The following is an 11961-nucleotide window of genomic DNA, read 5'->3' as shown; positions in this document are numbered from 1 at the left end:
GGCAGGGTGATGCGGTAGGTGGTGGACTGCTCGCCGACGGTTTTGGTCAGCGACGGTTCGGGGGAAGGTGCGGGGCGCTCGGGTTCTGGGCGGGGTTCGAGTTTGATCGCAAAGCGCAGTTGGCTGACGGTGGCCACCGAGGCCAGCTGCGCATAGTGCTCATCAGATCCGGTGGCGGCGCGCTGGGCGATCACCCCGACCTGATCCAGCGACAGCCGGCCCTCACGCAGTTCCGTGGTGCAGCGGGGGAACTCCTCGATGCGCTGCGCGATAGCGGTGACCGCTTTGGCGGTGGTCTCAGAAAGGCCCAGCTTCCATGCCACCAGCGCTTTGACCGAGCGCGCACCGGTGGCCCCCCACGACCGCTCACGCTCGATCTGGGCGACGATGTCCACGATGCGCCCGTCGATGGCGTTGCGTTGACCCGCCAGCGCCTCCAGCGCAGCGAACTGCGCCCCCAACCGCTCATCGGGCGACAACTCCCCAATATCTGCGGCTGCAGTCAACGACATAACCGCATCATGACACCCACCACCGACAAAAAGTCGCCGTCCGCCGCTCACCGTGCTGAGATGGCTCGTGAACAGCCAAAACCGCTGTCGTCGAGCCCGATTGACCCTCAGTCCTCCAGCGCCCGACCGACGATCAACGGGTCCGGCTCGCCGACCACCTCGTCGTCCTTGTCGTCGTAGTCGAAGCGCGACAATAGGTATCGCATCGCGTTGATCCGTCCGCGCTTCTTGTCGTTGCTCTTCACGACGATCCACGGTGCGTAGTCGGTGTCGGTCGCGACGAACATCTCCTCCTTGGCCCTGGTGTACTGCTCCCATCGATTGACCGCTTCCATGTCCATCGACGAGAACTTCCACTGCCGCAGCGGATCGACCAGCCGGATCGCGAACCGCGTCCGCTGTTCGGCCGGCGAGACGGAGAACCAGAACTTGGTGAGGTGCAGCCCCGAGTTCACCAGCATCTCCTCGAACGCCGGTGCCTGCCGCATGAACTCGGCATGCTGTTTCGGCGTACAGAAGCCCATCACCCTCTCCACACCGGCACGGTTGTACCAAGAGCGGTCGAACAGCACCATCTCCCCAGCGGTCGGCAGATGCCTGACGTATCGCTGGAAGTACCACTGCGACTTCTCTTCTTCGGTCGGCTTCTCCAACGCCACAACCCGGGCGCCGCGCGGGTTGAGGTGCTCCATGAACCGCTGGATCGAGCCGCCCTTACCCGCCGCGTCCCGGCCCTCGAACACGATGACGTGGCGCGCGCCGGTGCGCTTGCTCCACTTCTGCAGCTTCAACAGTTCGATCTGCAGCTGCCGCTTTATCCGCTCGTATTCGTCGCGACTCATCCGCTCGTCATAGGGATACCGTTCGCGCCACGTCTCGATCGGCTTACCGTCGCGATCGAGCAGTACCGGGTCATCTTCGTCCTCGTCGTTGACGGTGTATCCGTGGTCGTCGGTCGACAGCGCGTCGAGGTCGATTTCCGAGTCTGCAGTCGTCATCACCGGCTCCTAACGACGCTCACCTACCCGCAAGCCTGCCTGGCTAATCGCGCTAACCTCAGCGGGTGCGGCTTCCCCGCGCCGTCGCCGGCGCCCCGTTCAGCTTCGCGTGGCTGCTCGTCTTGCTCATAACGACCCGGGTGCAGCGCTCGGCCGGACACCGGGGGTCGCGACGGATCCAGCGAAGGAACTCCACGAACCTGCGCCGGCTGCGCAGCGAACCCCATCGCGTCCTCACCACCAGCTTGTTCTGGCTCGACGACCACAGGTGGTGGCCCTACGTCCCGGTGTTCGTCGGCGTCGTCGCCCCCGCGGAGCGCCGGTTGGGTTGGTGGCGTTGGCTTCTCGTCGGGACCGGCGCGCACGTCGTCGCCACCTACGTCGGCCAGAGCTACCTGCGGTTCCTCATCCGGAAGGGCCGAGCGCCGCAGCGAGCGGAGAACGCCCGCGACGTCGGCGTGAGCTACTTCGTCCTCGGGGTGGCCGGGGCTCTGTCGGGCTACACCCGCAAGCCGTGGCGCTCCGGTGCCCAGGCCGCCGCCGCGCTGGCGCTGGCCGGTAACGCCGCCGCCCGGCCCACGTTCACCGAAGTCGGCCACCTGACCGCGTTCCTCGTCGGGCTAGCGACCGTCCCGCTCGCACCCGACCGCGACGAGCAGCCCTATCCGTCGATACCCCGCTGACTCACGACCGTAGGCCGCTCACCGTTGAACCGCGTCACAGGCGGCGGCGGATACCGCCCATAGATGCCCGCCGGATCGCCCTCGGCGTAGAGCTTGCTCTCGTAGTCGGCTCGAGCGGCGAGAACGTCACGGCGGTATTGCTCGCGCAGCTCTTGAGCTTTTCGAGCCTCGGCAGATTTGTGCCGCCAGAACAGGAATCCGCCGACACCGACCATGGGGACCAAGACGAGGAGCAACCATGGGTTCTCGGCAAGGATGCCGAGCACGACGAGCCCGAGAACTACGCCCGCGACGATCAGTGGCGTCCGGGATCGCGTATTGACGTTCACACCGCCGGGACCCCCGCCGACCGCGATTGCTGATCCAGACGATCCGCCGAAGATCGCGAACAGAATCCAGAACGGCAGCCAGAGCCCGCAGGAGAGAAGCGTCAGAACGAGGTGCAGCGCGTGGTTCGTTCCTCCGCCGGACGACACCGCCACAGCCACCGCTGTCGGGGCGGTGACGGTCGGCGGTGGCGTCGGCGCGAAGTGCTGCGTCCACCGCTGACCGTCGTAGTAGCGCTGCCCCGGCTGGCCGCTGGGATCCGGGAACCAGCCCGCGCTCATCGCGAAAACCCCTGCGCATCAAAGTTCATAACGTGCCGTGCGCAGCAGCGCAAAGCCGTTGTCGGTATCTCTCCTCGGCACACAATGCCTCCCTCAGTTGTCCACGGTCTTCAACATTTGGGCACCGATCATCCCCCGACGGCGCTGCAACCCCACGACCACTGACCGCAACACAAACGCTACGAAAAATCGGGGCCCGGGGAATCAGGGGTTTCCCTATGAACGAGTTTGCTGGGTCCCTCTGCGAGTCGCGCTCACTGAGCCTTGCCAAGACGCCGCTGACCTCGGCACATCGGCCGGGAGGTTTCGCGACGGCCACCTCGGGAACGATGAGGCCATGGATTGGGAATGTGCTGTCGTCGGGGGAGGGGCCGCCGGGTTGAGCGCCGCCCTCGTCTTGGGGCGCGCGAGACGACGCACGGTCGTCATCGACGCCGATGAACAGAGCAACCGCGTCTCGAACGTGATCGGTGGCCTTCTCGGCTACGACCAGCGCCCACCCGCAGAGTTGTACGCGGAAGGCCGCCGCGAGCTGTCGGCCTACCCCAGCGTCGAGTACCGGCACGGCCAGATCATCAGCGGCCGCCCGGTCGACAACGGCTTCATTCTCGAACCCGACGACGGCGATCCGATTCTCACGAAGCGGGTCCTGCTGGCAACCGGCATGCAGTACAACCCGCCGGACCTGCCCGGGCTTGCCGAGCTGTGGGGCACCTCGGTCTTCCAGTGTCCGTTCTGCCACGGCTGGGAGATGCGCGACAAGCGGCTGGCCACCATGGCCGCCGGCGAGGAAGCGATGCACTCGGCGCTGATGCTTCGCGGCTGGAGCGACGACGTCGTGCTGCTGACCGACGGGCGCACCGACCTGTCACCCGAGGACAAGCAGGTGTTAAAGGCCGCCGACGTGACCATCGAGGACCGTCGGGTCGTCGAATTGCTCAGCGAGGACGGACAACTGAGCGCGATCGCCTTCGCCGACGGAGACCGGCTCGCTCGCGACGGTCTACTCGTCGAGGCGCCGCTCAAGCAACGCTCACCGCTCGCCGAGCAGCTCGGTGCCGCGTGCACACCGGGCCCGCTGGCCGCCGACACCATCAGCATCGACCCGATCCACCGCACTGAGGCCAGCGGCGTGTTCGCCGCGGGCGACCTCTGCAGCGAACAGCCCTATGTGGCGGGCGCGATCGCCGCCGGCTCGAAGGCGGCGATGATCATCGTCCAAAGCCTGCTGGCCGACCAGTTCAGCCTCCCGTACCCCCCGATCTGAGCACATCCGCGGCGACGAACTCGCGCAGTTCGTCGGCGAGGCGGGCGGGCTGATCCAGCGGTATCAGCGTGTAGCTGTCGCCGATCTCGACCAGGCGGCCATGCGGGAACAGCGATGCGAGACGCGGGCCGTGCTCAGCGGGCATCACCTTGTCCTCCGGTGCCCACACCACGAGTACGGGCCGGTCGAAGGTTCGAAGCTGTTCCGTCAGCTCGGCCAGTCGCGCCCGGCTGGGCGTCGAGCCCGCGAAGGTGCGCAGGTCGCGGCGCACTGCGCTATCGGTTAACGCGGGACCGAACCATTGATCCATCACGTCTTTCGGTATCGGGTGCTTGGCCATCCAGCCCCAGCCGCCAGGGGCGCGGCGGAACCAGTCGAACCGCTGCAGCTGCATCGTCAGCCACAGCGCGCCGGGGATTTTCGCGCTAGAGGCGACGGCCTTGCCCGGTAGCCCCGGCGGAAAGTTGTCGAAAGCCTCGCACGCAACCAGAACCAGCGCGGCGATCCGCTCGGCTCCCTCGGCGACGAGGAACTGTGCACCTCCCCAGTCGTTGAGCACCAGCGTGACGTCGTGCAAATCCAACCGTTCGATGAACTCGCCGACCAACGCCGCGACGCCCTCATGGGTCACCAGCTCCCCACGTCTCATCGGACGTCGGTGGCTGCCCAGGGGCAGGGTGGGAGAGATGCAGCGATGCTCGGGCGCCAGCCGCGCAACGACGTTGTCCCACAGAGAGCTATCCATGTTGACCCCGTGCAACAGCACGACGACGGGGCCGTCGCCGCCGGTGTCCGAGTATTCGATGACTCCGGCGCTCAGGTTGACCCGATGCTGGGTCTGGAGAACGTTTCGCATGGCACCTCCTTGACAGACCGACCGTCGGTCTGTAGCGTAAGACAGGTGCGGGAGATAAAGCAACCGGAAGTGCGCAAGAGCGAGATCGTCGGTGCCGCACTCAAGCTGTTCACGGAGAACGGGTACGAGAAGACCACCGTCGCAGCGATCATCGGTGAGCTCGGCGTCGCGAAAGGCTGCTTCTACCACCACTTTCGGTCCAAGGATGAAGTGTTCGAAGCCTGCGTGCTGGCGGCCTCGCAGCAGATCGCGGATACGTGGATCGCGGCGCTGACGGACCACTCGCGGTCACCGACTGCTCGCCTGATGGACTTTCACTTCAGCTACCGGGAACTGACCGATGCCGCCACCTCGGGATTGATTGCCGACCTGTACTCGCGGGCGTTCACCGATATGCACCACCGCGTGACCGCGCAGGTCGCCGCCGACGTGCTGCCCGCCGTGACCGCACTGATCGAAGAAGGCGTGCAGCAGGGCGAATTCACCGTCAGTGACCCGCATTTCACCGCCGTCGTCCTGCTCGGTGCCCTGCAAGGACTGCATGAGGCGTACGCCCCGCTCACCGACCTGGATCAGGTTGCGCACCGGCGCAAGCTCGTCGAGATGTTCGAGCGACTCCTGGCCGCCAAGATTCCCACAGAGGAGAGTTCATGAACTCCGACCACACCGATGTGCTGATTGTCGGCGCGGGACCCACCGGTTTGACGATGGCCAACGAACTGGCCCGCCGCGGTATCCGCACCCGCATCATCGACGCCGCGGCCGGACCCAACACCGAGACGCGCGCACTGGGCGTGCAGGCTCGCAGCCTCGAACTCTTCGATCGGCAGGGCATCACCGAACAGCTGCTCGCGCGCGGACTCAAAGCGCGAGTCTTCAACGTGTTCAGCGAGAACCGGCAGATCCTGCGAGCCGACTTCGCCGGTTTGGCATCGCCCTACCCATTCCTGCTGATGATCCCGCAGAACGAAGTGCAAGAGGTCCTCACCGCGAACCTCGCCGCACTCGGCACCCACGTCGAGCATCAGGTCGAGATGGTGGAACTCACTCAGCACGCCGACCACGTAAGCGTCGACGTGCGCGGCCCCGACGGCAGCGGCGAAACGGTGCGGGCGAGCTGGATCGTCGGCGCGGACGGGGCGCACAGCAGCGTCCGCCGGCAGCTCGGGCTGCGGTTCCTGGGCTCGGCGTTCGAGGAGAACTTCGCTGTCGCCGATCTCCGAATGGACTGGGACCTCCCCGGCGCCGAGTTCTTCGCGTTCCTGAATCGGGGCAGGTTCGTGGCCTACTTTCCGATGCTGCACGGCTGGCATCGCATCGCGGTCGCACAGTACGAGCAACCCGCGCCCGCCGGCGACGTCACGCAGGCCGAATTGCAGCGTGCCGTCGACGTCTGCGCGCCCCCGGGTGCCAGGATCACCGAAGTCAGGCAGGCCGGCCGATTCCGGATCAACCAGCGCAGAGTCGAATCACACTCGGCCGGAAGGGCTTTCCTCATCGGCGACGCCGCCCATATCCACTCGGTGGTCGGCGCGCAGGGGATGAACACCGGCATCCAGGACGCCTTCAACCTCGGCTGGAAACTTGCGGCAGTCGTGCGGGGTGAGGCGGACCGAGCGCTGCTGGACACCTACGCCGCCGAGCGGGCGCCCGTTGCCCGACGACTCGTCAAAGGAACCCGGCGCATCACAAGGATGACCCTGCTGCGCAACCCCGTGAGCACGAAGATGCGCCGCACCATCGCGCCGCACATCCTGGCGCGACGACCGGTCCAGCGCACCCTGTTGCGCGCGATCTCACAGATCGACGTGTCCTACCACGATGATTCGGGTAGTGCGCCGCAGGGGCGGGTCGCCGTCGGCGACCGTGCACCCGACGTGACGCTCGCCGGACAGGATGGCGCCTCCACCCGGCTCTTCGACCTGCTGGACCCGACGAGGCACACCCTGCTGACCATCGGTGACGCCACGCCGCCCGCTTCCGAATTGCCCGACCGGATAAGCGCAGTACGAGTCGACGAGCCCGCCGTCGCCACCACCTACGACCTGCCCGACGGCGGCTACGTTCTCATCCGGCCTGACGGCTACATCGCTTACCGCAGTGACCAGCGCGATCCGACGTCGGTGATCGAGAACGTCGACCGCGTTCTCGCCCAACCTGTTTAGGAGTGACGATGAAAGCCGTCTGGATGGCCGAGTTCGGTGGACCAGAAGTGCTGCATGTCGGTGACAGCGCGGTGCCGGTGCCCGGGCCGAATGAGGTGCTGATCGAGGTGGAAGCAGCCGGCATCACCTACGGCGACGTGATGAAGCGGCAGGGGGCGTTCGGCACCTTCGACTTGCCCGCGGGAATGGGGCAGGAAGTCGCGGGGACGGTTCGCAGCTCCGGCTCGGGTGGACCTGCCGTCGGGTCACGGGTGGCGGCGATGGTTGAGCACGGCTACGCCGAGTTCGCCATCGCGCAGACTGGTTCAGTTGTGCCGCTGCCTGACTCGGTGGACAGCCATGATGCGGCCATCCTCTGGGTCCACGGAGCGACCGCCTATCAGACATTGTGCGACGCTGGGAGAATCATGTCCGGCGACACCGTGCTGGTGCACGCCGCCGCGGGAGGTGTCGGAACCCTCGCGATCCAACTCGCCCGACTGCTCGGCGCTGGCGTCGTCATCGGCACGGCGGGAACTCCGCAGAAACTCAACCACATTCGATCGTACGGTGCTGACTTCGCCGTGGACTACTCCGAAGCCGGATGGGCCAAGACCGTGCTCGAGTTGACCGACGGGCATGGGGTCGACCTCGTGCTCGACTCCGTCGGCGGGCAAACCTCGCAAGACACCCTGGACTGCATCGCGCCGTTCGGCCGGATCGTCACGTTCGGAGCCGCAAGTGGAACCCCGCCGACGTACTCGGGGATGGCCTTGATGACACAGAACCTCACGGTGACCGGCTACTCCCTGATGGGCTGGCGCAGTCGCCAGGACGCGTTCAGCCAGGCCCTCGAACAACTCCTCGCATACGCCGCCGACGGCCGACTCCGCCCGAAAGTCACCGAGTACCGCCTCGATGACGTCGTCGAAGCGCACCGCGCACTCGTCGGCCGACAAACCGTCGGCAGCCTCGTGTTACGGCCTTAGCCCAGCAGCGCGTCGCACATCACGGGGAGGTCCCGCACCCGGATGCCCGTGGCGTGATAGACGGCGTTGACGACCGCCGCGGCAGAGCCGACGATGCCGATCTCACCCGCGCCGCGCGAGCCCATCGGATTGGCGTGCTTGTCCACGTCGTCGAGCCACATCGCCTCGATCGCGGGGACGTCGGCGTGCGAGCTGATGTGGTACGTCGCCAGATCCCGGGTAACGACGTGGCCGAAGCGGGGATCGCGCACGCTCTCCTCGTGCAGCGCCATCGACAGCCCCATCGTCATGCCGCCGATCAACTGCGAGCGCAGTGTCGCCGGGTTGATCGCCCGGCCGATCGAGAACACCCCCAGCATCCGCGACACCCGGACCTCGCCCGTATGCCGGCTGACCCGCGCCTCTACGAAATGCGCACCGAACGAATACATTCCGAAGTTCGGCGCCTCCTCGTTCTCCGGCGCCTCGGCGGTGGTGCTCACTCCGACCTCGGGATGGTCACTGTGGTCGTGCCGGAACTGTTGTGCCGCAGCGACGATCGCACGGCCCCACGAGCTGATACCCGACGAACCGCCCTCCACCGACGCGGCCGGGAGGTCGGTGTCTCCGATCTGCAAGTCGATCGCCGAAAGCTCGCAGCCCAGCACATCGGCAGCGATCTGGCTCAACGCCGTCCACGTGCCGGTGCCGATGTCGACGGCGCCGATCGCGACCGCGTAGCGCCCCGGCGCGACACATTCAATGCGGGCGGTATTGCCCGGCTGGATCATCGCGGGATACACCGCCGACGCCACACCCGTACCGACCAACCACTCACCCTCGCAACGGCTTCCCGGCTCCGGGTCACGCGACGCCCAACCAAATTGCTCCGCTCCCGTCTGCAGGCACTCGACCAGCCGCCGGTCCGACCATGGGTTACCGGTCTCAGGATCGACGTCGGGTTCGTTGCGGATGCGCAACTCGATCGGGTCGAGATCGCACGCGACGGCCAGCTCGTCCATCGCGACCTCCAGAGCGAACATACCCGGACACTCGCCGGGCGCGCGCATCCAGAACGGGACGGGCACGTCGAGCGCCGCCAACCGGTGTGACGTCTTGCGATTCGCGCCCGCGTACATCATGCGCGTGGGCACCGCGGCCTGCTCGGCGAACTCCTTGACCGTGGCCGTCTGGGCGATCACGTCGTGGCTCACCGACGTCAACGTCCCGTCACGCTCGGCGCCGAGACGCAGGTGATGAATGGTCGGCGTGCGATATCCGACGAAGTCGAACATCTGCTGCCGGGTGACGGCGAACTTCACCGGCCGTCCCGGAACCCGTTGCGCGGCCATCACCGCCAGCACGTTGTGTGAGTGCGGGGCACCCTTGGAACCGAATCCGCCGCCCACATTCTTCGCGATGACGCGCACCTGCTCGGGTTCGAGGCCGAACGTCGTCGCCATCTCGTTGCGGACCACGTGGACGCCCTGCGTGGAATCCCACAGCGTCAACGTGTCGTTGTCCCACAGCGTGATACACGCGTGCGGCTCCATCGGATTGTTGTGCTCGTGCGGTGTCGAGTAGATCTGGTCGACGACGACCGGCGCGTCACGCAGCGCGGCTTCGGCGTCGCCCTCGGCGGTGTCGGTCGGATAGCCCGCGTTGACCTGCTCGGGCGCATACAGCTTCGGATGGTCGGCGCGCAGTTCGACGTCATGCGGGGAAGCGTCGTATTCGACCTGCACCAGACCTGCTGCATGACGGGCGGTCTCGACGCTCTCGGCCACCACTGCACCGATCAACTGGCCGCGGTAGTTCACCTGCGGGCCCTGCAGAATCGTGAGGTCACCGTTGGAGGTGTCAGCCAACTGAGACTTGTCGAACACGGTGAGTATCGCCAGAACTCCGTCGACCGCTTCGGCGGCGGAGGTGTCCATGGTCGTGATGCGGCCGTTGGCGATGGTGGCCTGGACCGGATGAAGGTAGGCGGCGTTCTCGACCGCGTACTCGTAGGCATAGTCCGCGGTGCCGGTGACCTTGGCGGGCCCGTCGAGACGGGTGACACGTGTACCGATCGCGCGGGGTTCGAGGGTGGTCATCGTTGCTCGCTCAGTTCGGTCAGGGTGGCGATGATGGTGCGGCGGGTGAGTTCGACCTTGAACTCGTTGCCCGGCAACGGTTGCGCATCCCCGAGTTCGGCGTCCGCGGCCCGCCGGAACGTGTCTTCGGTGGCCGGCGCACCTGTGAGGACCTCTTCGGCGCGGCGGGCACGCCACGGTTTGTGGGCGACGCCGCCGAGCGCGATCCGCGCGCTCGTGACGGTGCCGTCATCGACGATGAGTTCAGCGGCCACCGACGTCAACGCGAAGGCATAGGAGGCGCGGTCGCGCACCTTCCGGTACGTCGACCGGGCTCCGTCCGGCGGCGCAGGGATCTCGACCGCGGTGATCAGCGCGCCGGGCGGCAACTCGGTGTCGCGATCGGGGCGGTCGCCGGGCAGGCGGTGAAACTCCGTCAGTGGTAGGCGGTGTTCGCCCTCGGCGTCCACGAACACGACCTGCGCGTCGAGCGCGGCCATCGCGACGGCCATGTCCGAAGGGTGCACGGCCACACAGTGTTCGGAGGCGCCGAGGATCGCGTGGTAGCGCACGTAGCCGCCGATCGCCGAGCATCCCTCGCCCGGCGTGCGCTTGTTGCACGGTGTAGTGACGTCCTGGAAGTACACGCATCGGGTGCGCTGCAACAGGTTTCCGGCGGTCGTCGCGAGGTTGCGCAGCTGGCCGGAGGCCGCCGACAGCAACGCCCGCGCCAGCACCGGGTAGCGGCTGCGAACCACGGGGTGGGCGGCGAGGTCGCTGTTGCGGACGTCGGCGCCGACGCGCAGGGCGCCGTCCGGCAGCTGCTCGATATCGGTGAGCGGCAGGTGGCCGACGTCGACGACGAGGGAGGGCTCGAGGATGCCGAGCTTCATGTGGTCGACGAGGTTGGTGCCGCCGGCGAGGAACACGGCGTCGGGACGTTCGGCGACGGCGGTGACGGCGTCGGCGACGCTGGTGGCGCGGTGGTAGTCGAACGGGATCATCGGGCGGCCTCGCTGATGGCGGCGACGATGTTGGGGTAGGCCGCGCACCGGCAGAGGTTGCCGCTCATGCGTTCGCGGATCTCCTCGTCGGAGAGTTCGGGTGGCTTTTCGAGATCGTCGGTGACGTGGCTGGGCGCGCCGGACTTGACCTCGTCGAGCATGCCGACGGCCGAGCAGATCTGGCCGGGTGTGCAGTAGCCGCACTGGAAGCCGTCGTGGTCGAGGAACGCCTGGGCGACGGGATGCAGCGTGTCGCCGTCGCCGAGGCCGGAGGCGGTGACGATCTCGGCGCCGTCGTGAGCCACGGCGAAGGCCAGGCAGGTGGTGGCCCGGCGGCCGTCGAGCAGAACCGTGCACGACCCGCACTGGCCGTGGTCGCAGCCCTTCTTGGGTGCGGTGACGCCGAGGTGTTCGCGGAGCAGGTCGAGCAGGGTGACGCGGTTGTCGATGTGCACGGAGTGCTCGGCGCCGTCGACGGACACGGTGATTTCGGTGAAGTGGGCTGACTCCATTGTCGGCAGGTACCCGCGTCAAGCCGGGCAAAACGGTGCGCTACTCCTCGTGCGCCTTTGCTTCCAGGATCTTGTCGAGTTCGTCGATGAAGCCGCGGTGGTGGTCATGGAAGTAGCGGTGGTGGTGCACGGGATCGACCGGGCGCTCCCAGACGTGTTCGGGCCCATAGGAGACGACGCCGTTCGTCCAGGTTCCGACCGTCATGTGTTCGCACGGTAAGCGGTACATCACCCCGCCCTCGGCGTTGGTGACCCAATGCGCGTCTCTCTCGTCAAAGCCCTCGCCGCACTCCGGGCAGTTGGGGTTCATCGCTCATCAGCCCTTCCGCTC

Annotated in this window: 13 protein-coding genes; 5 read left to right on the top strand and 8 right to left on the bottom strand. The window is 66.9% G+C overall.

The window, feature by feature from the left end; translation table 11 throughout:
- Together AU192_RS10675 and ppk2 are read right to left on the bottom strand one after the other, a co-directional pair.
- Positions 1 to 512 (bottom strand): DUF222 domain-containing protein (locus AU192_RS10675; RefSeq protein ID WP_120275572.1); only part of this gene is annotated, 512 nt, incomplete at its 3' end.
- 107 nt (positions 513 to 619) lie between these two features.
- Positions 620 to 1510, bottom strand: coding sequence for a polyphosphate kinase 2 (gene ppk2 / locus AU192_RS10670; protein WP_064395844.1), 891 nt, complete (start codon positions 1508 to 1510; stop codon positions 620 to 622).
- Positions 1511 to 1575: 65 nt separating this feature from the next.
- On the opposite strand from ppk2, the gene AU192_RS10665 reads away from it, so the two are divergent.
- Positions 1576 to 2193, top strand: coding sequence for a rhomboid-like protein (locus tag AU192_RS10665; protein WP_064395842.1), 618 nt, complete (start codon positions 1576 to 1578; stop codon positions 2191 to 2193).
- Here the strand turns inward: AU192_RS10665 and AU192_RS10660 are convergent.
- Positions 2172 to 2801 (bottom strand): DUF2510 domain-containing protein, encoded by a 630-nt coding sequence (locus AU192_RS10660; RefSeq protein WP_064395839.1) that lies wholly within the window; start codon positions 2799 to 2801, stop codon positions 2172 to 2174. The genes AU192_RS10665 and AU192_RS10660 overlap by 22 nt on opposite strands.
- Before the next feature lie 337 nt (positions 2802 to 3138).
- Here AU192_RS10660 and AU192_RS10655 point away from each other — a divergent pair, with 337 nt between their 5' ends.
- Positions 3139 to 4068 carry an NAD(P)/FAD-dependent oxidoreductase gene (locus AU192_RS10655; protein ID WP_064395837.1) on the top strand — a complete coding sequence of 310 codons (930 nt, stop codon included), beginning with the start codon at positions 3139 to 3141 and terminating at the stop codon, positions 4066 to 4068.
- On the opposite strand, the gene AU192_RS10650 is transcribed toward AU192_RS10655, so the two are convergent.
- Positions 4043 to 4924 carry an alpha/beta fold hydrolase gene (locus AU192_RS10650; RefSeq protein WP_064395835.1) on the bottom strand — a complete coding sequence of 294 codons (882 nt, stop codon included), beginning with the start codon at positions 4922 to 4924 and terminating at the stop codon, positions 4043 to 4045. The two genes, AU192_RS10655 and AU192_RS10650, sit on opposite strands and share 26 nt — an antisense overlap.
- A gap of 45 nt (positions 4925 to 4969) precedes the next feature.
- Here AU192_RS10650 and AU192_RS10645 point away from each other — a divergent pair, with 45 nt between their 5' ends.
- From AU192_RS10645 to AU192_RS10635, 3 genes are read left to right on the top strand one after another with little or no spacing between them, the layout of a single operon-like run.
- Positions 4970 to 5578: a TetR/AcrR family transcriptional regulator gene (locus AU192_RS10645; RefSeq protein WP_064395834.1), complete on the top strand. Its 609-nt coding sequence runs from the start codon at positions 4970 to 4972 to the stop codon at positions 5576 to 5578.
- The gene (locus AU192_RS10640) at positions 5575 to 7089 is read left to right on the top strand and encodes an FAD-dependent monooxygenase (RefSeq protein WP_064395832.1); all 1515 of its coding nucleotides are present in this window, start codon (positions 5575 to 5577) and stop codon (positions 7087 to 7089) included. The genes AU192_RS10645 and AU192_RS10640 overlap by 4 nt, the downstream gene beginning before the upstream one ends.
- Before the next feature lie 8 nt (positions 7090 to 7097).
- Positions 7098 to 8057, top strand: a complete 960-nt coding sequence (locus tag AU192_RS10635; RefSeq protein WP_133148024.1) for a quinone oxidoreductase family protein — start codon at positions 7098 to 7100, stop codon at positions 8055 to 8057.
- On the opposite strand, the gene AU192_RS10630 is transcribed toward AU192_RS10635, so the two are convergent.
- The 4 genes from AU192_RS10630 to AU192_RS25675 are packed head-to-tail and all read right to left on the bottom strand — an operon-like array spanning position 8054 to position 11835.
- Entirely contained in the window at positions 8054 to 10135 is a 2082-nt protein-coding gene (locus tag AU192_RS10630) for a xanthine dehydrogenase family protein molybdopterin-binding subunit (RefSeq protein WP_064395829.1), read from the bottom strand. The two genes, AU192_RS10635 and AU192_RS10630, sit on opposite strands and share 4 nt — an antisense overlap.
- On the bottom strand, positions 10132 to 11118 hold the full coding sequence (locus tag AU192_RS10625; RefSeq protein WP_064395827.1) for an FAD binding domain-containing protein: 987 nt from the start codon (positions 11116 to 11118) through the stop codon (positions 10132 to 10134). The genes AU192_RS10630 and AU192_RS10625 overlap by 4 nt, the downstream gene beginning before the upstream one ends.
- Positions 11115 to 11630, bottom strand: a complete 516-nt coding sequence (locus tag AU192_RS10620; protein ID WP_064395825.1) for a 2Fe-2S iron-sulfur cluster-binding protein — start codon at positions 11628 to 11630, stop codon at positions 11115 to 11117. Before AU192_RS10620 ends, AU192_RS10625 begins: the two co-directional genes overlap by 4 nt.
- A 40-nt stretch (positions 11631 to 11670) precedes the next feature.
- Positions 11671 to 11835, bottom strand: coding sequence for a hypothetical protein (locus AU192_RS25675; protein WP_165593289.1), 165 nt, complete (start codon positions 11833 to 11835; stop codon positions 11671 to 11673).
- Positions 11836 to 11961: the final 126 nt, after the last annotated feature.

The sequence above is a fragment of the Mycobacterium lehmannii genome, from assembly GCF_001499925.1.
GTDB classification, from domain to species: domain Bacteria; phylum Actinomycetota; class Actinomycetes; order Mycobacteriales; family Mycobacteriaceae; genus Mycobacterium; species Mycobacterium lehmannii.
Note: the sequence above shows the minus strand (reverse complement) of the source record. Positions and strands in the feature narration are given on the sequence as shown.